This window comes from Kribbella sp. NPDC048837 (genome assembly GCF_055586945.1).
Window position 1 is genome coordinate 101,420 of sequence record NZ_JBVJHF010000002.1, and the last position, 21,977, is coordinate 123,396.

The 21,977-nt window shown below is 68.3% G+C and carries 24 protein-coding genes, 2 tRNA genes and 1 pseudogene; 22 read left to right on the plus strand and 5 right to left on the minus strand.

Annotated features, from left to right (window positions below; all coding sequences use genetic code 11):
- Positions 1-189 precede the first annotated feature (189 nt).
- Both ACZ6O0_RS08430 and ACZ6O0_RS08435 read left to right on the plus strand, forming a co-directional pair.
- Positions 190-1,215: a DUF6236 family protein gene (locus ACZ6O0_RS08430; RefSeq protein ID WP_465764185.1), complete on the plus strand. Its 1,026-nt coding sequence runs from the start codon at positions 190-192 to the stop codon at positions 1,213-1,215.
- Between the two features lie 99 nt (positions 1,216-1,314).
- Positions 1,315-1,782 (plus strand): DUF5655 domain-containing protein, encoded by a 468-nt coding sequence (locus ACZ6O0_RS08435; protein ID WP_465764186.1) that lies wholly within the window; start codon positions 1,315-1,317, stop codon positions 1,780-1,782.
- Positions 1,783-1,866: 84 nt separating this feature from the next.
- Here the strand turns inward: ACZ6O0_RS08435 and ACZ6O0_RS08440 are convergent, their stop codons facing one another.
- A complete protein-coding gene (locus tag ACZ6O0_RS08440) occupies positions 1,867-3,261 on the minus strand; it encodes an FAD-dependent oxidoreductase (RefSeq protein WP_465764187.1) in 1,395 nt (464 codons plus the stop codon).
- An 80-nt stretch (positions 3,262-3,341) separates the two neighbouring features.
- Between ACZ6O0_RS08440 and ACZ6O0_RS08445 the strand changes: the two genes are divergently transcribed.
- From ACZ6O0_RS08445 to ACZ6O0_RS08480, 8 genes are all read left to right on the plus strand, one after another.
- On the plus strand, positions 3,342-3,695 hold the full coding sequence (locus tag ACZ6O0_RS08445) for a metalloregulator ArsR/SmtB family transcription factor (RefSeq protein WP_465764188.1): 354 nt from the start codon (positions 3,342-3,344) through the stop codon (positions 3,693-3,695).
- 39 nt (positions 3,696-3,734) lie between these two features.
- Positions 3,735-4,436 carry an arsenate reductase/protein-tyrosine-phosphatase family protein gene (locus ACZ6O0_RS08450; RefSeq protein WP_465764189.1) on the plus strand — a complete coding sequence of 234 codons (702 nt, stop codon included), beginning with the start codon at positions 3,735-3,737 and terminating at the stop codon, positions 4,434-4,436.
- Complete coding sequence (locus tag ACZ6O0_RS08455; RefSeq protein ID WP_465764190.1) at positions 4,433-5,104, plus strand: arsenate reductase ArsC; 672 nt, start codon at positions 4,433-4,435, stop codon at positions 5,102-5,104. Before ACZ6O0_RS08450 ends, ACZ6O0_RS08455 begins: the two co-directional genes overlap by 4 nt.
- A complete protein-coding gene (locus tag ACZ6O0_RS08460) occupies positions 5,101-5,847 on the plus strand; it encodes an MIP/aquaporin family protein (RefSeq protein ID WP_465764191.1) in 747 nt (248 codons plus the stop codon). Before ACZ6O0_RS08455 ends, ACZ6O0_RS08460 begins: the two co-directional genes overlap by 4 nt.
- Positions 5,844-6,251 (plus strand): arsenate reductase ArsC, encoded by a 408-nt coding sequence (locus tag ACZ6O0_RS08465; RefSeq protein ID WP_465764192.1) that lies wholly within the window; start codon positions 5,844-5,846, stop codon positions 6,249-6,251. The genes ACZ6O0_RS08460 and ACZ6O0_RS08465 overlap by 4 nt, the downstream gene beginning before the upstream one ends.
- Before the next feature lie 10 nt (positions 6,252-6,261).
- Positions 6,262-6,699 (plus strand): hypothetical protein, encoded by a 438-nt coding sequence (locus ACZ6O0_RS08470; RefSeq protein ID WP_465764193.1) that lies wholly within the window; start codon positions 6,262-6,264, stop codon positions 6,697-6,699.
- Positions 6,700-6,971: 272 nt separating this feature from the next.
- Positions 6,972-7,400: a hypothetical protein gene (locus ACZ6O0_RS08475; RefSeq protein ID WP_465764194.1), complete on the plus strand. Its 429-nt coding sequence runs from the start codon at positions 6,972-6,974 to the stop codon at positions 7,398-7,400.
- A 138-nt stretch (positions 7,401-7,538) separates the two neighbouring features.
- Positions 7,539-7,988, plus strand: a complete 450-nt coding sequence (locus tag ACZ6O0_RS08480; RefSeq protein ID WP_465764195.1) for a hypothetical protein — start codon at positions 7,539-7,541, stop codon at positions 7,986-7,988.
- Positions 7,989-8,048: 60 nt separating this feature from the next.
- On the opposite strand, the gene ACZ6O0_RS08485 is transcribed toward ACZ6O0_RS08480, so the two are convergent.
- Positions 8,049-8,249: a hypothetical protein gene (locus tag ACZ6O0_RS08485; protein ID WP_465764196.1), complete on the minus strand. Its 201-nt coding sequence runs from the start codon at positions 8,247-8,249 to the stop codon at positions 8,049-8,051.
- A 506-nt stretch (positions 8,250-8,755) separates the two neighbouring features.
- Between ACZ6O0_RS08485 and ACZ6O0_RS08490 the strand changes: the two genes are divergently transcribed.
- Together ACZ6O0_RS08490 and ACZ6O0_RS08495 are read left to right on the plus strand one after the other, a co-directional pair.
- The gene (locus tag ACZ6O0_RS08490; protein ID WP_465764197.1) at positions 8,756-9,385 is read left to right on the plus strand and encodes a VOC family protein; all 630 of its coding nucleotides are present in this window, start codon (positions 8,756-8,758) and stop codon (positions 9,383-9,385) included.
- Between the two features lie 653 nt (positions 9,386-10,038).
- Positions 10,039-10,392: pseudogene (locus ACZ6O0_RS08495) on the plus strand (tyrosine-type recombinase/integrase); the annotation flags it as partial.
- A 244-nt stretch (positions 10,393-10,636) separates the two neighbouring features.
- Here the strand turns inward: ACZ6O0_RS08495 and ACZ6O0_RS08500 are convergent.
- Positions 10,637-10,709 (minus strand) — tRNA-Arg (locus ACZ6O0_RS08500).
- A gap of 130 nt (positions 10,710-10,839) precedes the next feature.
- Here ACZ6O0_RS08500 and ACZ6O0_RS08505 point away from each other — a divergent pair.
- The 4 genes from ACZ6O0_RS08505 (at position 10,840) to ACZ6O0_RS08520 (ending at position 15,575) form a co-directional block, all read left to right on the plus strand.
- Positions 10,840-11,394: a hypothetical protein gene (locus tag ACZ6O0_RS08505; RefSeq protein ID WP_465764198.1), complete on the plus strand. Its 555-nt coding sequence runs from the start codon at positions 10,840-10,842 to the stop codon at positions 11,392-11,394.
- A 222-nt stretch (positions 11,395-11,616) separates the two neighbouring features.
- On the plus strand, positions 11,617-12,204 hold the full coding sequence (locus ACZ6O0_RS08510; protein WP_465764199.1) for a hypothetical protein: 588 nt from the start codon (positions 11,617-11,619) through the stop codon (positions 12,202-12,204).
- Positions 12,201-13,367, plus strand: coding sequence for a hypothetical protein (locus ACZ6O0_RS08515; protein WP_465764200.1), 1,167 nt, complete (start codon positions 12,201-12,203; stop codon positions 13,365-13,367). The genes ACZ6O0_RS08510 and ACZ6O0_RS08515 overlap by 4 nt, the downstream gene beginning before the upstream one ends.
- A gap of 324 nt (positions 13,368-13,691) precedes the next feature.
- Positions 13,692-15,575 (plus strand): phosphoenolpyruvate carboxykinase (GTP), encoded by a 1,884-nt coding sequence (locus ACZ6O0_RS08520; protein ID WP_465764201.1) that lies wholly within the window; start codon positions 13,692-13,694, stop codon positions 15,573-15,575.
- A 109-nt stretch (positions 15,576-15,684) separates the two neighbouring features.
- On the opposite strand, the gene ACZ6O0_RS08525 is transcribed toward ACZ6O0_RS08520, so the two are convergent.
- The gene (locus ACZ6O0_RS08525; protein ID WP_465764202.1) at positions 15,685-16,323 is read right to left on the minus strand and encodes a phosphoribosyltransferase; all 639 of its coding nucleotides are present in this window, start codon (positions 16,321-16,323) and stop codon (positions 15,685-15,687) included.
- 28 nt (positions 16,324-16,351) lie between these two features.
- On the opposite strand from ACZ6O0_RS08525, the gene ACZ6O0_RS08530 reads away from it, so the two are divergent.
- Both ACZ6O0_RS08530 and ACZ6O0_RS08535 read left to right on the plus strand, forming a co-directional pair.
- Positions 16,352-16,765 (plus strand): PPOX class F420-dependent oxidoreductase, encoded by a 414-nt coding sequence (locus ACZ6O0_RS08530; protein WP_465764203.1) that lies wholly within the window; start codon positions 16,352-16,354, stop codon positions 16,763-16,765.
- Between the two features lie 4 nt (positions 16,766-16,769).
- Positions 16,770-17,663, plus strand: coding sequence for an LLM class flavin-dependent oxidoreductase (locus ACZ6O0_RS08535; protein ID WP_465764204.1), 894 nt, complete (start codon positions 16,770-16,772; stop codon positions 17,661-17,663).
- A gap of 126 nt (positions 17,664-17,789) precedes the next feature.
- On the opposite strand, the gene ACZ6O0_RS08540 is transcribed toward ACZ6O0_RS08535, so the two are convergent.
- Positions 17,790-17,879 (minus strand) — tRNA-Ser (locus ACZ6O0_RS08540).
- Between the two features lie 273 nt (positions 17,880-18,152).
- Between ACZ6O0_RS08540 and ACZ6O0_RS08545 the strand changes: the two genes are divergently transcribed.
- The 4 genes from ACZ6O0_RS08545 (at position 18,153) to ACZ6O0_RS08560 (ending at position 21,976) form a co-directional block, all read left to right on the plus strand.
- On the plus strand, positions 18,153-19,727 hold the full coding sequence (locus ACZ6O0_RS08545; RefSeq protein ID WP_465764205.1) for an LCP family protein: 1,575 nt from the start codon (positions 18,153-18,155) through the stop codon (positions 19,725-19,727).
- A 62-nt stretch (positions 19,728-19,789) separates the two neighbouring features.
- Positions 19,790-20,248: a hypothetical protein gene (locus ACZ6O0_RS08550; RefSeq protein WP_465764206.1), complete on the plus strand. Its 459-nt coding sequence runs from the start codon at positions 19,790-19,792 to the stop codon at positions 20,246-20,248.
- A gap of 28 nt (positions 20,249-20,276) precedes the next feature.
- Complete coding sequence (locus ACZ6O0_RS08555; protein ID WP_465764207.1) at positions 20,277-21,236, plus strand: acetylxylan esterase; 960 nt, start codon at positions 20,277-20,279, stop codon at positions 21,234-21,236.
- On the plus strand, positions 21,233-21,976 hold the full coding sequence (locus tag ACZ6O0_RS08560; protein WP_465765571.1) for an MBL fold metallo-hydrolase: 744 nt from the start codon (positions 21,233-21,235) through the stop codon (positions 21,974-21,976). The genes ACZ6O0_RS08555 and ACZ6O0_RS08560 overlap by 4 nt, the downstream gene beginning before the upstream one ends.
- The last annotated feature ends 1 nt before the right edge of the window (position 21,977 follow it).

Genomic DNA, 21,977 nt, shown 5'->3' on the forward strand with positions numbered 1-21,977 from the left:
CGCCTCCCATATTCAGCTCTGTACTACCCCTATGCCACGTTCGGAGACGAACGATGGCTCAAGGAATCACTCCTGTCGTGGGATCGGGTCGCACTGATCCGACCCAGAGGGGTAGAGGCGTCCGTCGCTGCGGCCGGTCCGGTCGAACGAGCCATCCTCGCGAACCAGCAGGAAGACTTCGTCGACCCCGTGACCCCCGACGACGAATCGCTCATGAGGGTGTACGACGCGATCTCATGGCTCGACCAGGAATCGATGGAACAGCTGCGGCGTCGCTACGGTCCCGACGCTCGCGACCGCCTCGTCGCACCCGCACGATCGACGCCGCAGGCCGCACCCGCGTCTGCGGATGCGCGCCTGACCTGGATCTACGCCGGCGCATGCGACAGCAAGATGACCTATGGGATGGCTGAGCTGCTCCTGCGGCAAGGGCTCGCTGTCGAGACACAGAACGGCGGACCTGAGAGATGGCTCGGGATGCACCCGCAGCTCGCGTCGGTGTACCTCACGGCTCTGACCGGCGAGATCGCGCGAACGTGCGGGTACGTCGCGTGCACCGACGACATCGCCGCCCATCGAGCCGCCGGTGCGCTGGATCTCGACCAGATCGACCAGGTGTTGTCCGGCAGGAAGGCTCGGCCAGGGGTCGCACCTACCGTGCAACATGTAGAGGCGCGCTATCTGCACATCGCGCTGCAGGCAGGCCTCCGCCCGGTCAACTTGGACCAACTGCCGATCGAGACGCTGCTGGACTTCCGCCGGCAACACCGGCGCGAGATCCTCGCGTTTCGCGACCACTTGTCTTCGATCGAGCGGCAGCTGGCGGGAATGACGAGCATCGTGGACGAGCGCGAGCTCGCGCGTCACCTGCAGGACGTGTACGAAACGCGTACTCGCGAGCACGTCGACAGCCTCCGCACTGCGATGAAGCGGTCCGGCATCCGCACCGCCTTGCGCGCGTTGACGCTGAAGTTGGACCTGGCCGGCGCAGGTGCAACTCTGCCGGGACTAGCGGCAGGTGCGGTGGCGACGGCAGTCGGTCTGCCGGCCGCGGTGGCGTTGGCGCCAGTCGCGGTCGCGTTGAGTGCCGCGCCGTTGCTATCGGGCTATCGGCAGGCGCGCCGTGAGCAGGAAGACTCCCCGCTCGCTTTCCTGATCGCCGCCGAACGCGAACTCGGCGCAGAAGCCGCGCTGCGGCAAGCACTTCCTAGTTGATCGCGGTAGCAGAGGGATTGAGAGCGCGCCCGTTCCGGGTCGGCGGTTCGGTCGGATAATCGGAGGTGTTGGGTCGCACCTGCTTGGAGGTGCAGGGCAGTGGAGCAATCCGCAGGAGGGCAGCGGCCGCTCTGGATTTGCCCGGAGTGCGGCGCCAGGTTGGTCAGCAGGAACCTCTGGCACTCCTGCGGGCAGTTCACGCTCGAAGCGCTGTTCGCGACGGCCGAGCCGTCTGTGCTCGAGCTGGCGAGAACATACGTGTCCATGCTGCAGTCGCTGGGCGACGTCCAAGTCATCCCCCAGAAGACCCGACTCGTCTGCGTCGCGAGGGTCCGCTTCGCCGGTCTGTCGCCACGCAAGGACGGCTTCCTCGCCACCTTCTCCTTACACCGATGGCTCGACAGCCCGCGAATCCTCAAGAGGACCGACTACGGCCCAAGATGGCGCGCTCACTCCGTCCTCGTCCGCTCACAGTCCGACCTGGACGACGAACTCAGGGCCTGGCTAAGAGAGGCGCACGACACCGTGGGATTGCAGACAGGCCAACAATCCACACCCCGGCGGTAACCCTGCGCGGACCGGCTGGCAAGCGTCCTCGCGGCGGGAATGACCTCTGCGGCCGGCAGGTGAAGTGCCGGCCGCAGAGGGTCATCAGCTGCAGCAGCCTGACTGCTTGGTCGGCGTGTCGTCGATGACGGTCAGCAGGCCACCGCTGATCCCGGTCGCCAGGCCGCGCCCGGCCGGTGCGGAGATCTCGACGGCTTGCGGCGCGGGACCGCAGCAACCGCCGGACTCCTCGGCGCTGTCGCCGTACGCCAGGTTCGACGAACACACGCCGGTCTCCGGCAGGTCCAGCTGGACGTCACGCGCGGCTTCCCAATCGCCGGCCAGCGCCGCCACGACGGATCGGGCCTGTTCGTAACCGGTCGCCAGCAAGAACGTCGGCGCGCGACCGTAGGACTTCGCCCCGACCGCGTAGTACCCGGGCTCGGGGTGCGCGAGCTCGTCGACGCCGTGCGGCGGAACCGTGCCGCACGAGTGCTTGTTCGGGTCGATCAGTGGCGCGAGTGCGCGCGTCGATCCGAGGATCGGGTCCAGGTCGAGGCGCAGCTCGCCGACCATGTCGTGGTCCGGGCGGAACCCGGTCGAGTTGACGACCGTGTCGACAACCACGCGCCGTTCACCGGCCACCAGCTCTACCCGGCCGTCCGCGGTCGGCGCCAGTTCCTCGGTCCGGAACCCACTCACCAGTTCCACCCGGCCGGACTGAACCAGCTTCTTCAACCGCATGCCGAGTGCCCCGCGTGCGGGCAGTTCGTCGGCGTCACCGCCGCCGTACGTGCGCGCCTGGTCGGTGCCTCGAACGACCCACAACACCTCGGTACCGGGGACCTCTTCGGCGAGTTCGCCCAGTTCCAGCAAGGTGGTCGAAGCGGAGTGGCCGGCGCCGACAACCGCCGTACGGCGGCCCGCGAAGCGGTCACGGTCCCGGCCGAGTACGTCGGGCAGCGCGTCCGCGATGTGGTCGGCTGCGACAGCCTCGCCACGGGCCGGGATGCCCGAGCCGCCGAGAACATTCGGACGCCGCCAGGTGCCGGCCGCGTCGATCACCGACGACGCCAGCAACTCGGACCCGTCGGCCAGCCGGACCAGGAACGGCGCGGCTTCGCGGCCCGCGGTGCGGATCCGGTCGAACCCGACCCGGGTGACCGCGACGACCTCGGCGTCGTACTGGATCCGGCCGGACAGCTCGGTGGTCTTGGTGAGTGGTTCGAGGTAGTCGTCGATCAGGTCGCCGCCGGTGGGCAGCGTGCCCGGCTCGGGTTCGGTCCAGCCGCCGGCGCGGTCCAGCAGCCGTCGTGCCGCGGAGTCGATGTCGTAGCGCCACGGGCTGAACAGCTTCACGTGCCGCCACTCGTCGATCGCCGCCGCCACGCCCGGCCCGGCCTCCAGGACCGTGAACTCGATCCCGCGCTCGGCCAGATGCGCAGCCGCCGCCAAGCCGATCGGGCCGGCGCCGATCACCACCACCGGAGCTTCGGTCATGTCCTCATCCCCACTATCTAGAAGTTCATCTAATCAGCGCCCAGCTTGCCTCTTGATTAGATAGAAGTCAAGATAGATCCATGTCTAAACAGCAGATCGAGCTCATCACCTCGGGCGGTTGCTGCGCGCCGATCTCGTCCGCGGCGCTCGACGCTGAGCAGGCGACCGAGGGTGCGGCCGCGTTCAAGGCGCTCGCCGACCCGGTGCGGCTGCGACTGCTGTCGATCATCGCCTCGGCCGGCGACGAGATGTGCGTCTGCGACATCACGCCGCAGTTCGACGTGTCCGGTCCGACGATCTCGCATCACCTGAAGGTGCTGCGGGAGGCGGGTCTGGTCGACTGTGAGCGGCGCGGGACCTGGGTCTACTACTGGCCGATCCGCGAGCGCATGCAGTGGATCTCGAACCTCCTGGCGGTGCCCGCGGCGACCTAGCCTTTGACTTCCTGAATTAGCTCAGTGATCATTGAGTCAATGAACGCTGAGCGATCTACACTGGCTGAGCGAGCCCGGATCCACGCCGCGCTCGGCGACCCGGCGCGCCTGGCGATCGTCGACACTCTGATCGCCGGTGACGTGGCACCGGGCGAGCTCGGGGCCATGCTCGAGATGCCGACCAACCTGGTCGCCCACCACCTGAAAGTCCTCGAGGACGCCGGCGTAGTGGTGCGAACTCGATCCGAGGGCGACCGACGCCGTACGTACGTGCGACTCGTCCCCGATGCCTTGACGACGATCGCCGCGCCCGCGCTCTCGGCGCCGCGAGTGGTGTTCGTGTGCACGCAGAACTCGGCCCGCTCGCAGCTGGCCGCGGCGGTCTGGTCGCGGCGCAGCCACGTCCCCGCGCTGTCCGCCGGCACCGAGCCTGCCGCGCGGGTCCACCCTCGCGCCGTCCGCGTCGCACGCAAACACGGACTGAACCCGGACACCTGGCGTACGGCGCGTGTGGAGGACGTCGTCCAGCCCGATGACCTGGTCATCGCGGTGTGTGACAACGCGTACGAGCACCTGCATCCCGACGTACGACCGCGGCTGCACTGGTCCGTCCCGGACCCCGCATCCGCCGGTACGGACACAGCCTTCGAAGCCGCCTACCACGAGATCGCCGGTCGCATCGACCGTCTCGCACCCGCCCTCACGAACGAACCGACCAAGCCCACCAGGAGCCGACCATGACCGAGCTCACCGGCTACCACCGCGAGAATCTCTCCATCGACCAGAACCTCGCGCTCCACACCGCCACCGCCCGGCTCCGCGACGAGTTCGCAGGAATCTACGGGCCTGAGACGATCGAGCGTTTCCTGCACTCCAGCTACGACCAGTTCGCCACCGGCAGCACCATCCCGAACTTCCTGCCCCTGCTGGCCGAACGGTTCGCCCGGCAGCGCCTGACCGCGCTCGCGCGGGTCGAAGGTCACCACGACGACGGCCGCCCGGTCGTCCTGTTCTTGTGCGTCCACAACGCCGGCCGGTCCCAGATGGCGCTGGGATTCTTCCAGCATCTCGCCGGCGACAACGCCGTCGCGTGGTCCGGCGGTTCCGAGCCAGGCATCGAGGTGAACGCGGCCGCCGTCGGGGCGATGGCCGAACGCGGGATCGACATCTCCGGCGAGTATCCGAAGCCGTGGACCGATGAGGTCGTGCGCGCCGCTGATGTCGTGATCACCATGGGCTGCGGTGACGCGTGCCCGATCTTCCCCGGCACTCGCTACGAGAACTGGGATCTCGACGATCCCGATGGCCTCGAAGTCACCGCGATCCGGCCGATCCGCGACGAGATCGAACGCCGCGTCCGCGGGCTGCTCGACGAACTCGCCGTACCCGCTGCCTCGGAGCGCGCGTGAGTGGCCCAGTAGCTCCGCTGTGGCGACGCGCGACGGCCGAAGCACTCGGCACCGGACTCCTGGTCGCGGTCGTGGTTGGCTCCGGTATCGCGGCAGCGTCGCTGTCTCGCGGTGATGTCGGCTTGCAGTTGCTGGAGAACGCCTTCGCCACCGCGCTCGGCCTCGCCGTACTGATCCTGGCCATCGGCCCGGTCTCGGGCGCACATTTCAACCCCGTCGTGTCCCTGGTCGACTGGTGGCTGGGACGTGCCACGGGCTCGGGGCTCACGTCCCGCGATCTCGCGGCGTACCTTCCCGCGCAGATCGGCGGGGCGATCGCGGGCGCCGTACTCGCGAACCTCATGTACGGCGAGCCGGCCGCGACCTGGTCGACGACCCATCGCTCGGCCGGTCACCTGTGGCTGGCCGAAATCGTGGCGACCGCGGGTCTGATCCTGCTGATCTTCGCGCTCGCGTGGACCGGCCGTGCCAACCTCGCGCCGGCCGCAGTCGGCGCGTACATCGGGTCGGCGTACTGGTTCACCTCGTCGACTTCGTTCGCCAACCCGGCTGTCACTATCGGCCGCGCGTTCAGCGACACCTTCGCCGGTATCGCGCCGAGCTCGGTTCCGGCGTTCATCATCTTCCAGCTGTTCGGCGGCGTTGTCGGAGCGGGGCTCGTGGCCTTGCTGTACTCCGACGCGGGCCGCACCGCCGACGACATCGTCACCCCACACACCGACACCACCGGAGCGCCCTCGTGAGTAAGCCCACCGTCTTGTTCGTCTGCGTCCACAACGCCGGCCGATCCCAGATGGCCGCCGGCTGGCTACGCCATCTCGCCGGCGACACCGTCGAGGTCCGGTCCGCCGGATCCGAACCCGCCAACCAGATCAACCCCGTCGCCGTCGAGGCGATGCGCGAGGTCGGCATCGACATCACCGGCGCCACTCCGCAACTGCTCGCCACCGAGACCGTCAAGGACAGCGACGTCGTCATCACCATGGGCTGCGGCGACGCCTGCCCGATCTTCCCCGGCAAACGCTACGAAGACTGGCAACTCACCGACCCCGCGGGCCAACCCATCGAGATCGTCCGAGAGGTCCGCGACGACATCCGCACCCGAATCGAGAAACTCATCACCGAACTCCAGCCCACGCAGCAGTAGCACCACGATCGTGTATCGCGTCGTAGAGCAGATCACCGTGTCGATCGACGGAATCGAAACGGTGTGCTCCCTGGAGCAGCGCATGGTTCAGGACGCGCATTGGACCCTGGTCCTGACGGCCCCCGATGGTGCGACCTGGACCGGTGCCGCGGAGGGCCTGTGGAACGCGTTCGTCGACCTCCGCCGCCAGACCGATCGACTCGGCTACAAACTGTGCTGCGCGGGTGCGAGGACCGACGCCCACATGCGCAAGGGCCGGGCGTGGAGCAACGACATCGTCTACCTCCTGACCCGACGAACCCTCCTCGGAATCCACCATCGAGCCCTCATGCTGGACTACGCCCCCGCACACCGAGTCGGCACCGTAGCCGACCAGTCAGCGCGCTACGAACGCTGGCTGGCAACACCATGGTGGAGGGCCTTCCTCCCCGGCGACATCACCCGATGACCCCGGCGCACGAACCATCGGCGGCCCTCAGCTGATTCCCCGAGAGTCCCGATGTTGGTTTCGCGAGACGGCCCCATCAATCCACCGGCGTCCGGGCCCGCCCAGATCCGCTGTTGGCAAGCCTGTTGGCGCGTAGCCAGTTTGGAAGTGCTGCCGATCGGCCGTGAGGACGGGGCTTTCACGCTTCGGGACGCTCCCCACTGGACCCCGCGAGTGACCGCCAACGCCCATCGCCTAGGGCATGTCATGCCTCCCCCGGGTACGGTCGGGCGGTGGACGTGCCGCTCCGGATCGACGTGACCCCTCTCTACGCACAGGTCGCCATCCTCGATGCCACTTGGCAGGACTATCCGGAGTGGGACGACGGACAGGAGTGGGTCGCGTTCCGCGCGGAATCACTGATCGACCCCGACCACCCTCCCTATCCGGGAATCGCAGTGGCCACCCGAGGCGACATCGGCGCCGATGGGCCGCGCCAGGTACGGGTGGAGGTGTGGTCTGGGGGCACTCCGGACGGGTTGCGATGCATCCACGAAACCGTTCTGAGCATCGGCATCCATGGAGTCCTGGTTGGTAACGAGCAGGCCAATGACATGACCGAACTCGTACTCCCGGAGGGGAACTACCCACTTCAGATCTGGGTCGACGCCGACACCCCAGATCTCGTCTCGAGGGTCATCTTTCTGCTGGACTGCGCCTAGCAGCAGGTCATCCGGCACGACCTCCGCACCTGCTCGTCCCCTGATAGCTGCCAAACCCAGGGGATCCATCAGAGCCAGGTTCAGCAATAGTGGGACCAGCGGGAGGCTGTGAACCGTCCGTTCCGGGAGGAGCCGTCGATGAGTGATAGCGATGCCAGCTCGCACCCGGAGGCGGGTGGCAAGGTTCCGAGGGATCCTGAAGGCCTGGTCCCGGGGGAAGTTCAGCCAACGGCCGAAGAGGATGCGGCTGATGCAGTGATGCGGTGGCTCACCGAGAACCCCGACACCAACGCGGGCCGCGTTCGGATTCTCGATGACCACAAGACCGTCGTGGTCTATTGGAAAGGTGATCCGCCGGCTGAGCTGCAGCAAGTCGTGGCGAGTCAGCCGGTGCCGGTGGCCATCCGCGAGGCGATCTACAGCAGGGCCGAGCTGGTGGCCGCCGCCAGATCGCTGATGGAGGCCAACAGGGGCGTCCTGACTTCGGCGGCCAAACACCGACTTCTCCGGGGTGGGGATCACGCTCAGTTCCAAGGCGCCACAGACGGCGCTGGCGGCGGTGCGGGCGCAAAGTGCGGTGCCGATTGAGTTCCGCGGGGTTCGGGACATCACGTCAGGGCCTGGCCGCGCATCGTCGCGGACCTTCGATTAACGAGGTCGAACCGGCAGGTTGCGCGTCTGTTCGGTGATCACCAAGTCAGCTTGCGTCTCGTGCGGGTCGGTCGCTTGACGCTGAAACAGTGCGCCGGACGGGTAGTTGCTCAGTTCCAACGTCCTGACGTGGCGGAACCCGCGCTCCTGGTCGGACCGGTGGAGGCCGATGTTGTCGGTCCACACGTCGATCTGCACCCAGTCATTGCCAAGTCCCCGACTCGCTTGCACGCCCACTCGATCACGTCCGTGCCGAGTCCTGAGTACTTGCGTCGGCCGATGAGGCGGTGCAGGTCCACGGACGGCCAGACCCGTCAGCGGTGGTGCCGTGTTCGCAGTTAGCAAGAACAGCCCGGAAGTGGCGAAAACCCCAGGTCATCCACCTCGTGACCTGATGTTTCGTTTGCGCGCCCGGAGGGATTCGAACCCCCAACCTTCTGATCCGTAGGAGCCTGCACATGGCCTTCGGGAGCTTTGTCGAGACTCGGTGGCCGATACACCAGTTGCCTAGAAATGCTGCTCGTGAGGAACCGTTGGGGTCAGACCGGGGTCACGGCCGAGCGTGTCAGTTGCGCCGCCGGGCGCCCAATTCACTGTGATAATCTCAACGTCGCAGGCGCGGGTTCAAACCCGGTCGTAGGGCGCAGCGGCACAGCAGCCGAAAGGGCAAGGCCCACCTACTTCAAGACCGAAGAGGGAGCGCCATGCCCAAGCTCGAAACCTACAAGAAGCAGGCGAAACTGCTCGTTCGCTGGCACCGCGAAGGAAACTTCTCGATCGGCGGTCGCATCCGGCAGCTCGCGCGCTATCGCACGTTGTCCGACCGCGAAGCACTCGCGCTGAAGTTTCCCCTCACCGAAGCCCAAGAGATCATCGCCCTCGAAGCGGGCTGCGCCAGCTGGGCCGAACTCAAGGCGGGCACGGAAGCGGCCCCGCCCACCAGCGAGCAGCCGGAGACTCAGGACACAGCAGTCGCGAGCGCCAAGCCGGTGCTGTACGTCGCAGACGTCGATGCCTCGGCCACGTTCTGTCGGGACCAGCTCGGCTTCCGGATCGACTTCTTGCACGGCAACCCGCCGTTCTACGGATCGGTGTCGCGCGACGGCGCGAGCTTGCACCTGAAGCTCGTGGACGAGCCGGTGTTCGCGGCCGGTGCCGCGGAACGAGAAGGGCTCATCATGGCGTTCGTCGATACGCCGAACGTACGCGAACTTTATGCGGAATATCTGGCCGCTGACGCCGAGATCGTGCAGAAGCTGACCAAACAAGCGTGGGGCGGCACCGACTTCATCGTGCGCGATCCGGACGGCAACGCGATCGCGTTCGTCGGCTGAGGACCGACTCGGCCGAGGCATGACCGGTTGCGGTCAACCATGATCTCAAGAACCCAATAGTTCAGGAACTGACGACACGCGACACGCCTGACAGTTCGACCTCCATAGTTGCCCCGTCCCCCTGATAGCTGCCAACCAAGCTCAGCGCGGCGCGGGTCAAGAGTCGGCTTGCCGATCCCGTAGGGACGCCATCGGCGCTCTTGATGTGTGCCGTGCTGGCCGTACGATCGGGCGGCAGGGGGGACGGGGCCAACCCGCGGTCGAGCGCCAGGATCTGGACTCAGCCGGCGCTTCTCGAATGGGGAGATCTTGTCCGTCTCCGCGCGGGGTGGGCGAGGTCCGGCCGGCAGGCCGCATGGGCTCGCCCGCGCCGAAGGCGCGCCCTTTGATCCATAAGAGCCAAATTCGGCAAGAGAGTCGTTCGGCGGACTAGCGTCAGGCGATGGACGGGATCAGGCTGATCCGATCTCGGCGAGCTGAGGCGTCCGGTTGACTGCGGGTGGGCAGATCGTGCGTCAGTTCGGTGATCGCCGCGTCGGCCTGAGAGTGGTGCCGGTAGGTGGCGTTCCGTGCCATTCCTTTCGGCAGTTCGCGACCAGCCGCTGTACGCGCTCTCTGCGGTGGCGCTGTCCGTGGGTCTTCGGCGGGGTGAAGTGCTCGGCCTCCGGTGGTCCGACGTCGACCTGGACAACGGGCTGATCAGGGTGCGGCATGGGCTGCATCGGGTGAAGGGTGAGCTGCAACTTGGGCCCGTCAAAACAGACGGCTCGGCTCGGGTCATCTCGCTTCCAGCCCCGTTGCTCACGGTCCTCCGTACTCACCGTCGCGCACAGGACGCGGATCGTGAGGAGGCTGGCAGGACCTGGGTCGAGGGCAACTACGTGTTCACGACCAGCCTTGGTACGCCGTTTGAACCCCGGACCATCAACCGGCACTTCGACAAACTCTGTGCCCTGAGCGGGATCCGGCGTATCCGCTTCCACGATCTCCGGCACTCCTGCGCGTCGCTGCTGTGGGGTCAAGGGGTTCCGCTGGAGCAGATCCGGGACATCCTTGGTTACGAGGAACCCCCGCACGACGAAGACCATCTGTGTCGACGTGGCGGAGGATCTCCAGCGGGCCGCCGTGGACAAGCTCGGGTTCCTGTTCGAGCAGGACGACGAGTGACGTCGGCGTCAGCCGTGGGGGTCAACCACCCTCAGAAACGCCAAAACCCCGGGTCATCCACCTGGCTGACCGGGGTTTTGTTTGCGCGCTCGGAGGGATTCGAACCCCCAACCTTCTGATCCGTAGTCAGATGCTCTATCCGTTGAGCTACGAGCGCTGGACAACGTCGAGTAACGATACATGGGGGAGGCGGGTGGATGCCAATCGGCTCTGGAGGGGCGACTCGCCGGGGGTGGGGTGGGGTGAAGCGGAGGGGTCGGGGGTACGGCGGGCTCTAGCATCCGGGCATGGGAATCGAGGACTTGCTGGGCGGGCGGGATCTGGGGGACGTCAAGAAGGCGGTCGGGTTCGTGATGGAGAACTCGGACGACTTTCAGAAGGTGCTGAATCTGGTGCGCGGGCTGCCGGATGACGCGGTCGGGGTCCTCGGGAAGCTGCCGGAGCTGCTGGAGACCATCGGGTCGGGGCTGGCCGCTGCCGGCGAGCAGGCGGCGAAGGCGGCGGGTGCGCTGGTCGGCGAGGACGGCGAGGGCGGTGCTCGGAAGGCGCTGACCGGGAGCGCGAACACGATGAGCGCGGCCAAGGACAAGCTGAAAGATGCCGCGGGCATGCTTTCCGGGCTGGCCGGTGAGCTGGACAAGATCCCGGGCATCGGGGACGCGGCGGCGAAGAAGCTGAACGACGGCAGTGGGCAGATCGGCGGCGTCGCGACCGAGGTCGAGAGCCTGGCCGGCAACCTGCAGGACCTGTCCGGCATCCTCGCCACGGTCGGCGACGCCCTGAAGGGCCTCGGCACGAAGCTCTCCGAGTCCGGCGGGTCGGTCAAAACCCTGCTCGACTGACACCAGTACAGGCGAGCAGGTGGTTGTGGGAGAGCGCGCGGGTGGGCCTGCGGGGTGACCGCGGTCGGGCGCAACCCCTGACGGTCCACCTGGGGGCGGCACCGCGGTGTGGTCGCGCGCGTGGGGGGACCACAGTTGGTGGGAACCGGGTGGATCGGGCGTGCGTCGGACGCGGGGTGGTGACCGGTAAGGGAGGACCTTCGCGTGGCTAGGGTCGCGGGCATGGCGAGTCGTTTGGTGCGGGGTACGGCGATCGGGTGTGGGGTGGCCGCGGTGGCGGGGGCCGGGTTCGGGTTCGCGGTGGGGGAGCCGGTGCAGCCGGAGGACATCGTGCCGGCGCGGACGTTGCCGGGGGATCTGTGTGTGCGGCTCGGGGACGTGTCGGGGCTGTTGCCTAAGGCATCGAGTGCGCCGGTGACCATGGTGCAGGGCGGGACATCGACGGTCACCTGTGAGGCGGGGAGCAGCCGGAGCAAGGTCAGCGTCTATGCCGCGGCGGGGGTGAAGGTGACGGTGACGCCGTACGGTGGCCGGGACGCCGGCGCGGGTAATGCGCCGCTCACGCCGGAGCAGATGGCGAAGAAGGTGTTCAGTCGTTCGCCGATGGACGTGGTGCCGGATCGGCCGTACCCGACGAAGGCCAGTCACAGCGCGAACGGCGTCGCCGGCGAGGGCTGGACCGTGCGGACGCTCGTCCAGCGGGCGGACATCGTCGTACAGGTGGATTACACGGCCAACCCGATCGACGCGGGTACGGCGCAGAGGGCGGCGCTGGTGCTGGCGGACCGGGCGATCTGGGAGACGAAGTGAGCAACAGTACGCCGGTGATCCCGGGCTACCAGTTCGACCAGAGGCTGCTGCAGCATCCGTTGGCGGAGTTGTGGCACGGGCGGACCTTCACGGGAATGGAGGTTGTCGCACTGGTGCTGAGTGACGCGGGTGCGCGGGATGCGACGGTGCGGGATCGGCTGGTGCGGGAGGGGCGGGATACCGCGCTCGAACCGGAGCGGCTCGAGACACCGTTGTGGGCGGCGAACTTCAGCTCGGACCGTCCGTACGCGATCACGCAGCTGATCCCGGGGCAGACCGGCGCCGAGCGCCTGATCGACCCGCTCGACGGTGTCGTCGGCAACGACAACGAGTCGCTGCAGGCCGTGCGGGCGCAGCTCAGTCAGTACGGCGCAATGCCGCCAACCCACGATGCTCAGCCGATCGCACCCCAGCCCAGCGAGCAGCCGCAGTCGAGGATTGAGGTGGCCAGGGAGTATCGGCGGAAGATCGGGGCCTGGATCTATGTCGTCGCCGCCCTGATCGTGCTGATCGTCTTCTCGGTCGCCTACTCCATCGGCACCGCGATCGGCGGCGCCGTCAAGGACGAGCCGACCAAAGCAGCTCCAGTCGCAGCAGTGAGCCCCAGCGCCTACCCCGAGCCCGTTCTCCTGCCTCCGATCCAGAAGATCACCACCGCGTCGTACAAACGAGCCGACGGTTCCGCCGGTGTCTTCGGCGCGACGTACCCGGCCGGCACCGATCGCCAGGTGATCGCGAACGCCGAGCTCCCGTTCGCGTTCGGCTGGCCGCGGCCGCCGCTGGTGTCGTTCCTCGGCGAGTCCTCGTCGATCGTCTACCGGCGGGTCCAGACCAAGTCCGAGTTCGCCAAGGTCCTGAAGAACTCGCTCGACGCGCGGATCGCGCTGCACCCGTGCGCCAGCCTGGCCGGCTGCCAGGCGGACCGGGCGGCGTTCGACCAGCAGTGGACGAAGGTGTTCAAGGCACCGGCCCCGGCGACCGCGAAGGACGCGCGGACCTGGCTGACCGAGAGCCAGGCTTCGCCGTACACGGTGACGATGACGCGGGCGTTCCTGAGCGGCGGCCGGTGGTGGCTGGTCGGCGCCGCGGTCACCACCGGAACGTACGGCGAAGAGCCGGACGTCCAGCGGATCGTCAACGACATCTGGCGTCAGACCAGCTGAGCACCGAAAAATCTTCCGGAACGGCCCGCGCGACGAGCGCGGGCCGTTCTCATTTTCACAAGGTTCGCCGGAAAGCGATTGTCGCCAAAACTTTGTGACCGGGTTCACGTTCTAGGGGTTCTCACCACTCGCGTCGGTCGCGTACCTTAGTACCACTTGCACACTGGTATACGTCCACTGGACGCACTGGTCTGCGACAGATCACACCGCTAGCCAGCTGGATCGAACCGCCGGAGACCCCGGCGGCCGGGGGTCGTACCGCTCTTCAGCGTCGAGGGGCCGGGCCGAACGCCGGACCGACAGCCGAGAGGGAATGAGCCGCCGATGACGACAACCGCCAGCCCGACCCATACCGACGCCGACGCCACCGCCGACACGGACCCCCTCAATGCCGAGGCCCCGACGTACGACCTGACCGACGCTCCGACCCGCCACGCCGGCCTGCTGGCCTGGGTCGCCGAGGTCGCCGAACTGACCCGGCCCGACCGCATCCACTGGGTGGACGGCTCGGACGCGGAGTACGCGAAGCTGACCGACGAGCTGATCGCCGCCGGCACCATGGTCCGGCTGAACGAGGAGAAGAAGCCGAACTCGTTCTGGGTCCGCACCGACCCGTCCGACGTCGCCCGGGTCGAGCAGCGCACCTTCATCTGCTCCGTGGACGAGAAGGAGGCCGGTCCGACCAACAACTGGATGGCGCCGGCCGAGATGAAGGCCCTGATGACCGGGCTGTACCGCGGCTCGATGCGCGGCCGGACGATGTACGTCGTCCCGTTCTGCATGGGCCCGTTGACCGCGGAGAAGCCGATGTTCGGCGTCGAGATCACCGACTCGGCGTACGTCGTCGCGTCGATGCGGATCATGGCCCGCACGGGCGCCGAGGTGCTGCAGAAGATGGGCACCGACGCGAAGTACGTGCCCTGCCTGCACTCCGTCGGCGCGCCGCTCGCCCCCGGTGAGAAGGACGTCCCGTGGCCGTGCAACGACGAGAAGTACATCGTGCAGTTCCCGGAGGAGCGGGCGATCTGGTCCTACGGATCCGGGTACGGCGGCAACTCGCTGCTCGGCAAGAAGTGCTACTCGCTGCGGATCGCGTCGGCGATGGCCCGCGACGAGGGCTGGCTGGCCGAGCACATGCTGATCCTCAAGCTGATCTCGCCGGAGAAGAAGGTCCACTACGTCGCGGCCGCGTTCCCGAGCGCGTGCGGCAAGACCAACCTGGCGATGCTCGACCCGACCCTGGACGGCTGGGAGGTCGAGACGCTCGGCGACGACATCGCCTGGATGCGGTTCGGCAAGGACGGCCGGCTGTACGCCGTCAACCCCGAGTTCGGCCTGTTCGGTGTGGCCCCCGGTACCGGCTGGAAGACCAACCCGAACGCGATGCGCACGATCGAGAAGGGCAATTCGGTCTTCACCAACGTCGCGCTGACCGACGACGGTGACGTCTGGTGGGAGGGCTACTCGCCGACCCCGCCGAACCACCTGACCGACTGGAAGGGCCGCGAGTGGACGCCGGACTCCGGCGAGCTGTCGAGCCACCCGAACAGCCGGTTCTGCACGCCGATCAAGCAGTGCCCGATCATCGCCGACGAGTACGACGACCCGAACGGCGTACCGATCTCCGCGATCATCTTCGGCGGCCGTCGCGCCACCACGGTGCCGCTGGTGACCGAGTCGCGGGACTGGGCGCACGGCGTGTTCATGGGCGCGACCCTGTCGTCGGAGACCACCGCGGCCGCCGTCGGCCAGGTCGGCGTCGTACGGCGTGACCCGATGGCCATGCTGCCGTTCCTCGGGTACGACGCGGGCAAGTACTTCGACCACTGGCTCACGGTCGGCAAGGAGCACGACGCGGCCCGGCTGCCGAAGATCTTCTACGTGAACTGGTTCCGCAAGGACGACGCGGGCAAGTTCGTCTGGCCTGGCTTCGGTGAGAACAGCCGGGTGCTGAAGTGGGTGATCGACCGGATCGAGGGCCAGGCCGACGCGATCGAGACCCCGATCGGCCGGGTGCCGGCGCCGGGCGCGCTCGACGTGTCCGGGCTGGACCTGACCGCCGACGAGCTCGACATCGCGCTCACCGTCGACGCCGAGGAGTGGAAGGCCGAGATCCCGCTGATCGAGGAGTGGTTCGCCAAGCTCGGCGACACCGTGCCGGCCTCGCTCCGGGTCGAGCTCGACCACCTGAAGGCCCGACTCGGCTGACCCCCAAGGACAACGGCTCACCCAACGACACCGGCCGCTGAATCGGAAGCCAGCGACCGGACCGCCAGTGCGGCGCCCCAGCTCACCAGCCGGGGCGTCGCGCTGCGCATCACCAGCGTTCGGACAGCACCCGGCAGACCTCGTCGTCCCCGACCGGCGAGAAGTCCCGGTACGCCTGCCCGACCGCGCTGAAGTACCGCGGGATCCACACGCACACCACCTGGTCCGCGACCTGCGACAGCCACCGGCAGCTCTCCACGCCACCGACCGGTACGGCGACGATCACGCGAGCCGGCCGTTGCCGGCGTACCGACTCGACCGCCGCGCGCATCGTCGAACCGGTCGCGAGGCCGTCGTCGACCAGGATCACCACGCGGTCGCGTACGTCGATGGGCGGCCGGTCACCGCGATACGCCTGCTCGCGCCGGCGCAGCTCACGGACCTCCCGCTCGCGGACCTCCTCCAGCGTCTCCTCGGCAACGCCCTTCAGCACCGGCTCGTTGCGCACGATGTGGGTCGACGAGCCGACGCCCGCGATCGCACCCATCGCCAGCTCCGGCTGCCCGGGCAGGCCGAGCTTGCGCACGATCAGGACGTCGAGATCCGCGCCGAGGGCGTCCGCGACCGGAGCCGCCACGGGCACCCCGCCGCGCGCCAGCCCCAGCACCAGAACGGATCCACCGACCTCGCCGAGTTCCTCCGCCAGAGCCCGGCCGGCGGCCGTCCGATCGAGGTACGGCCTCCTCATGACGCCATCATCCACGTACGTTGGCCGCATGCGAATCCCGGAGAGCGCGCGAGCCGTGCTCGAATCCAACGCCCTCGGGCATCTGGTCACGATCAACCCGGACGGCAGTCCGCAGGTCTCGGTGATCTGGGTCGGGCTCGACGGTGACGAGATCATCGCCGCCCACGTCCCGAACAACCGCAAGGTGAAGAACATCCGGCGCGACGGCCGGGTGGTGCTGTCGGTCGAGACCGACCGGATCAACGAGATGGGACTGACCGAGTACCTGGTGATCACCGGCACCGCCCGGATCACCGAGGGCGGGGCGGTCGGCGTACTGCGTGAGCTCGCGAAGACCTACATCGGTCCGGACGCGGAGTTCCTGCCCGGTGACGACCTGCCGCCGGGGTACATCACCCACATCACTGTCGACCGCATCAGCGGCGTCGGACCTTGGAGTTGAGCGCATGAAGATCGGTGTGATGCTTCCCCTCGGCGGCGAGGACGGGCCGGGCGGCGGGATGCCGGGGTGGAACGACGTCCGCGCGGTGGCCGAGGCGGCCGACCAGAACGGCCTGGACTCGGTGTGGCTCGCGGACCACTTCCTCTACCGCGATCCCGAGGGCCGGGTGTACGGCATGCACGAGTCGTGGACGCTGCTGAGTGCGGTGGCCGCGATCACCACGAACGTCGAGCTCGGGAACATGGTGCTGTGCGCATCGTTCCGTGACCCGGGGCTGACGGCGAAGATGGCCGCGACGCTGGACGAGGTGTCCGGCGGGCGGCTGATCCTCGGGGTCGGCGCCGGCTGGCACGATCCGGAGTACGAGGCGTTCGGACTGCCGACCGATCACCGGGTCGGGCGGTTCGAGGAGTGGCTGGAGATCGTGGCCCGGCTGGTCCGCGGGGAGACGGTCACCTTCGACGGCACGTACTACCGGGTCAGCGAGGCGAACCTCGACCCGGCGCCGCCGCACCGGATCCCGATCCTGGTCGCCGGCCACCGGCCCCGGATGATGCGCCTGGTCGCCGAGTGGGCCGACGCCTGGAACACGGCCTGGTACGGCGCCGCCGACGAGAAGGTCGACGAGAAACTCGGCTCGCTCCGGCAGGCGCTCGAGACCGCGGGCAAGCCGGCCGATGCCGTCGCCGCCACGGTCGGGATCGTGGTCCGCGACGACGGCCAGCCGCCGGTCCGCGATCCCGATCCGCGCGCGCTCGCCGGCACCGGACCCGAGCTGGCCGAGGCGTTCACGGCGTACCAGAAGCTGGGCGTCGACCACCTGATCGTCTCCCCGGAGCCGATGACCCCGCGCTCGGTCGAACGCATCGCCGAAGCCAAGCGCCTGATGAGCGAATAGACAACGCCAACCAGGCACCGCCGGGGGTCCGGGGGCGAAGCCCGCCGGGCGGGGTCTGGGGGTTGCACCCCCAGAAACTGCCGGAGCTCCCTGTCCGCGCTTTCTGCGGACAGGGAGCTCCAAGAGCGGAGGCGGCGGGATTTGAACCCGCGAGAGGGGATTACCCTCAACCCGCTTAGCAGGCGGGCGCCATCGACCGGACTAGGCGACGCCTCCTCCGACGATCCCCACGGCGGAGGACACGACGACGGCCAAGACTATCCGGTGGACCCTCTCGGCGGCAAAGCGGGCTCGGGCCGGCGCGGTCGCCACTCTGCGTGTCCGGGGCAGCACCTTGGGGGAGTAGCCCGAGGCACCTGTACTGTGGCGAGCACGACGGGGGTCGCCAGCGTCACGTCAACCATTTAGGTGTCGTGGGCGTCAGAAGTACCGTGGGCTGCTGTGCGCGGCCGACGGAGGTCGCCACGTCGTCGATCAGGGAACGGAGCCATGTCGCGGAGCACTCGCGCAGCCGGACGGAGGTCCGCGCCTCGAGCCAACCGGTCCCGGCACCGCTCGCCACGCGCCCGGACGACGTCGAAGGCGATCGGTCTGACCCTGCTCAGCGCGCTGATCCCCGGCTCCGGCCTGCTGATGGGCGGCCGCAAGAAGCTCGGCGCGTTCGTGCTGACGATCAGCATCGGGCTGCTCGTGATCGCCGCGTACGTCGGCCTGACCAAGCGTGACTCGATTCTCGCGTTCGCGGTGTCCCCGCGTCAGTTGCTGATCGCGACCGGGGCGGTGGTCGTCGTCGGCTTCTGCTGGATCTGGATCGTGGTGGCGTCGCACAAACTGCTCCGCCCGGTCAGCATGACCTACACCGGCCGGCTCGCCGGATCGATGTTCGTCGGGCTGCTCTGTTTCGGCATCGCCGTACCGACGACCGTGGCCGCGCAGACCGTGATGGCCCAGCGCGACCTGGTCGGCAGCGTGTTCCAGTCCGAGGGCGACTCCAAGAGCGCGACCCGGCCGAAGGTGGACAAGAAGGACCCGTGGGCGAACACCCCGCGGCTGAACCTGCTGCTGCTCGGCGCCGACGACGGCGCCGGCCGGGAGGGCACCCGCACCGACACGGTGATCGTGGCCAGTATCGACACCAAGACCGGTGACACCGCGCTGATCTCGCTCAGCCGGAACTGGATGCGGATGCAGTTCCCGACCGACTCGCCGCTGCACAAGGTCTACCCGGACGGGTACTGGGATCCGAGCCTGGGCAACGTCGAGCAGCCGGAGTACTACCTGGACTCGATGTACGACAACGTGCCGAAGGCGCACCCGGGCATCCTCGGCCAGACCGACAACATGGGCGCGGACGTGGTCAAGCTGGCCGCGAGCGCGACGCTCGGCCTGGACATCGACTACTACATGCAGGTCAACCTGGCCGGCTTCCGGCAGATCATCGACGCCATCGGCGGGATCACCGTCAACGTCAACTACCGGGTCCCGATCGGCGGCGACTACGGCGACGGCCCGGGCTCGAACAGCGCGAAGAAGCCGTCCGGCTACATCGAGCCGGGCCCGAACCAGAAGCTCGACGGGTACCACGCGCTCTGGTTCGCGCGCGGCCGCTACGGCCTGAGCGACCCGTCCCGGCAGGAGCGGCAGCGCTGCACCATCCACGCGCTGGTGAACAGCGTGAACCCGGCGACCCTGGTGACGAAGTACCAGCAGATCGCCTCGGCCGGCAAGCAGGTGCTGCGCACCGACATCCCGCTGGACATCCTGCCGGCGTTCATCGAGCTCGGCCTCAAGGTGAAGAGCGCGAAGGTCATCAACGTCGACCTCGACAAGAACAAGAACTTCCCGACCGGCAAGAACCCGGACTACGAGGCGATGCGGGAGATCATCCAGAAGGCGATCTCCCCGCAGACCAAGCCGGTCGCGTCCACCCCGTCGACGACCACGACGAAGAAGCCGTCCAGCGGTTCGACCAAGAAGGCGACCCCGAAGCCGGCCGTCACCCCGGGCACCGCCGAGAACCTCAACGACGCCTGCGCCTACAACCCCAGCCAGACCGGCAACTGACCACCCGGGTCTTCGCCGAGCCTTCTGACGCGGCCCGCGGCCGCGGATGAGATCCTGGGGCGATGCGTACGACGTACCGGATGCGGGCGGGGCGGTTCCTCGGGATCCTCGCCGCTGGGCTGATCATTCTCGGCGTGGCCGTGATCCTCTGGGCGGTCGGGCTGCCGGGAGTGGCGGTCTCGGTGTTCGTCACCCTGGGCGGGCTGGTCACGCTGGCCGGGCTGTGGATCCTGGCCCGGCCGCCGGTCGTCGCGAAGCTGCGGGACAGCGGGATCGAGGTCCGCGGCGTACGGACGCCGTGGACCGACGTCACCGAGGTCGGCCGGGTGGAGACCACGCACGGCGAGGCGATCGTGCTGCGGACCACGCAGCCGGAGCACCCGGTCCTGCTGCCGGTCGCGTGGCTGGCACCCGGTCAGGCCGCGGCCCTGGAGACGGCGCTGCGGGACCGGCTGAACGCGGCCCACGGGTACACGATCTGGGACGGGACTGCCCCGGATGACAACGATCGCGCAGAATAGGTCAGCCGCTACGAGCTGAGGAGTCCCAGTGCTGTCCTTCGAGCTGTCCTACGACGAACTGATCGCGTACCAGGGCACGAACCCGCGGCCCGCGGACTTCGACCAGTACTGGGACAAGGCGTTGCTCGAGCTCGACGCCGTCGACCCGGAGACCGAGTTCGCCGACGCGACCGACTTCCCGCTGACCACGGCGACCGCCCAGCACCTGTACTTCAACGGCACCGGCGGCTACCGCGTGCACGCCAAGGTGATCCGCCCGGCCGAGCCGACCGGCCCGGCCGTGCTGCTCTTCCACGGGTACGGCGGCGAGCAGCCGAAGTGGGTCGACCTCCTGCCCTACGCCGCCCGCGGGTTCACCGTGGCCGCGCTGGACGTGCGGGAGCAGGTCGGCTTCCGGACCGAGTCGCAGGCGGCGAACAGCTTCTCCCTGCACAACCACCTGGTGCACGGTCTGGACGACGGGCCGGACGGGTTGCTGTACCGGCACGTGTTCCTGGACACCCGGCGGCTCGCGGACATCATCGGCGGCCTGCCCGAGGTGGACGCGGCCCGGATCGCGACGACGGGCTGGAGCCAGGGCGGCGGACTGTCGCTGGTCGCCGCGGCGCTGACGCCGTCGATCAAGTACACCGCGAGCGTCTTCCCGTTCCTGTGCGACTACCAGCGGACCTGGGACCTGAACCTGGAGACGGGTCCGTACGACGAGATCGTCACCTGGTTCAAGAAGCGCGACCCGCGGCACCTGCGCCAGGACGAGGTCTTCACCACCCTCGGCTACATCGACGTCCAGAACCTCGCACCCCGGATCCGCGCCGAGGTCACCCTGTTCGTCGGCCTCGAGGACCAGGTCTGCCCGCCGTCCACGCAGTTCGCGGCGTACAACAAGATCACGTCACCCAAGGAAGCCCGGCTTTACCCGGACTTCGGCCACGACGATCTGCCCGGCGCGCACGACGACATCTACCAGCTGATCGGCGCCAAGCTCTGACGACGCTCACAGTCCTCGGCACCGCCGCGCCGTACCCCCAGCCGGACCGCCCCTGCTCCGGCTACCTCCTGCGCGCCGGCGGCGCCGAGGTCTGGGTCGACGCCGGCCCCGGCTCACTCGCCGAGCTGCTCCGGCACACCACGCTGGCGCGGCTCGACGCGGTCTGGCTCTCGCACCTGCACCTCGACCACATCGGCGATGTGCTCAACGCCTACTACGCCTTGGCGTACGGCGAACTCCCGGTGCGCTCGGTGCCGCTGCCGGTCTACGCCCCCGCGGCTCTTGCGGACCGGTTGGCCGGCTTCTTCGCTCAACCCTCTACTGACTTCCTGTCCGACGTACTGGACCTACGTCCTCTCCACGACGGACACGAAATCGCCATCCACGACCTCCGGCTGACCACTCGCGCGGTCGAGCACGGCACCGAGGCCTACGCCCTCCGCGCCGAGTCCTCCGGCCACTCCCTCGTCTACTCCGGCGACTGCGCCCCTTGCCCCGCCTTGGACGACCTGTCCACCAACGCCGACCTTCTCCTCTGCGAGGCCAACGACCCGCATCCCACCCCCGTCCACCACACCCCGACCCAGGCCGGCGACCTGGCCCGCCGGGCCAACGCCCACCACTTGGTCATCACCCACGTCGGCCCACTCCTCACAACGCAGACCGCCACCTCCCAAGCCAGCAAGGCTTTCGGCGGCCCCACCACCCCCGCCGAGATCGGCGCCACCCTCACCTTCTGAT

Excerpts from the sequence above, each read along its gene's own strand:
- ACZ6O0_RS08480 (WP_465764195.1), top strand. The coding sequence starts at position 7,539 with ATGAGTGATAGCGATGCCAGCTCGCACCCGGAGGCGGGTGGCAAGGTT.
- ACZ6O0_RS08450 (WP_465764189.1), top strand. The coding sequence starts at position 3,735 with ATGAACGCTGAGCGATCTACACTGGCTGAGCGAGCCCGGATCCACGCC.
- ACZ6O0_RS08545 (WP_465764205.1), top strand. The coding sequence starts at position 18,153 with ATGTCGCGGAGCACTCGCGCAGCCGGACGGAGGTCCGCGCCTCGAGCC.
- ACZ6O0_RS08505 (WP_465764198.1), top strand. The coding sequence starts at position 10,840 with ATGGGAATCGAGGACTTGCTGGGCGGGCGGGATCTGGGGGACGTCAAG.
- ACZ6O0_RS08520 (WP_465764201.1), top strand. The coding sequence starts at position 13,692 with ATGACGACAACCGCCAGCCCGACCCATACCGACGCCGACGCCACCGCC.
- ACZ6O0_RS08535 (WP_465764204.1), top strand. The coding sequence starts at position 16,770 with ATGAAGATCGGTGTGATGCTTCCCCTCGGCGGCGAGGACGGGCCGGGC.
- ACZ6O0_RS08550 (WP_465764206.1), top strand. The coding sequence starts at position 19,790 with ATGCGTACGACGTACCGGATGCGGGCGGGGCGGTTCCTCGGGATCCTC.
- ACZ6O0_RS08445 (WP_465764188.1), top strand. The coding sequence starts at position 3,342 with ATGTCTAAACAGCAGATCGAGCTCATCACCTCGGGCGGTTGCTGCGCG.
- ACZ6O0_RS08530 (WP_465764203.1), top strand. The coding sequence starts at position 16,352 with ATGCGAATCCCGGAGAGCGCGCGAGCCGTGCTCGAATCCAACGCCCTC.
- ACZ6O0_RS08510 (WP_465764199.1), top strand. The coding sequence starts at position 11,617 with ATGGCGAGTCGTTTGGTGCGGGGTACGGCGATCGGGTGTGGGGTGGCC.
- ACZ6O0_RS08455 (WP_465764190.1), top strand. The coding sequence starts at position 4,433 with ATGACCGAGCTCACCGGCTACCACCGCGAGAATCTCTCCATCGACCAG.
- ACZ6O0_RS08490 (WP_465764197.1), top strand. The coding sequence starts at position 8,756 with ATGCCCAAGCTCGAAACCTACAAGAAGCAGGCGAAACTGCTCGTTCGC.
- ACZ6O0_RS08525 (WP_465764202.1), bottom strand. The coding sequence starts at position 16,323 with ATGAGGAGGCCGTACCTCGATCGGACGGCCGCCGGCCGGGCTCTGGCG.
- ACZ6O0_RS08440 (WP_465764187.1), bottom strand. The coding sequence starts at position 3,261 with ATGACCGAAGCTCCGGTGGTGGTGATCGGCGCCGGCCCGATCGGCTTG.